At 64.7% G+C, this 917-nt stretch carries 1 protein-coding gene; it reads left to right on the top strand.

The features are described 5' to 3' along the window. Positions 1-917 (top strand): InlB B-repeat-containing protein (locus WMO45_RS13630; RefSeq protein WP_349141438.1); only part of this gene is annotated, 917 nt, incomplete at both ends.

Below are 917 nucleotides of genomic sequence, written 5' to 3'. Positions count from 1 at the left end.
GTTGGCATCCCCACCGGCTTTGTGGTGGACGCTGCCGACAACACCACCCCCGGCTGGGTGGAGCACTGGACCGAGAATGGCACCAATGAGATCAAGGACCTGACCCTGAACGTGCAGAAATGCAGCGACGCCTCTTCCTGGGCCGCCGCCTCCGTCCATGAGCTGCAGGTCTTTGCCTGGCGCATCAAGAGCCAGCAGTTCGCCATCAACGAGGGCAATAAGACCATCACCGTCGAAAGCCCCATGACGCTGGCCCGGCTGCGCAACGGCCTGGATGTGGATGGCAACTGCACCGTGTCGTTCGTAACGGCGGAGGGCACACCTCTGGACTGGAGCGACACCGTTTCGGACGGCAGTAAGATGATCGTCACCGACATTAAGGACCATACCTTTACGTATACCATCACCGTTGGTGAGGTACCCGAGCAGTACACCGTCACCGTGAAGACCCAGGGCGAGGGCGACGCTTCCGCCGCGCCCACCGCGGCCGCCGAGGGGGACACCGTGACCCTGACCGCCCAGGCCGCTGAGGGCTGGCACTTTGTGGAGTGGACCAGTGAGGACGTGACGGTGTCCGAGGAAGGCACCTTCCAGATGCCCGCCAAGAACGTCACCGTCACCGCTGTGTTTGAGCAGGACGTGACCGACGTGAAGGTGGAATCCATCACCGTCAGCGCACCGGCCGACGCCATCACCGAGGCCGGCGGCACCCTGCAGATGAGCGCCGCCGTACTGCCGGAGGACGCTACGGACAAGAGCGTGACCTGGTCCGTGACTGCCGAGGACGGCAGCGACACCGCGCTGGCCAGCATCGACGGCAGCGGCCTGCTGACCGCCGGTGAGGCGGAGGGCGTGGTCAAGGTGGTAGCCACCGCCAACGACGGCTCCGGGGTCACCGGTGAGAAGTTGATCACCAT

The sequence above is a fragment of the Flavonifractor hominis genome (assembly GCF_040095835.1).
GTDB lineage: Bacteria > Bacillota > Clostridia > Oscillospirales > Oscillospiraceae > Flavonifractor > Flavonifractor hominis.
The sequence above is the reverse complement of the archived record's forward strand: the minus strand, read 5'-3'. Positions and strand labels throughout refer to the sequence as shown.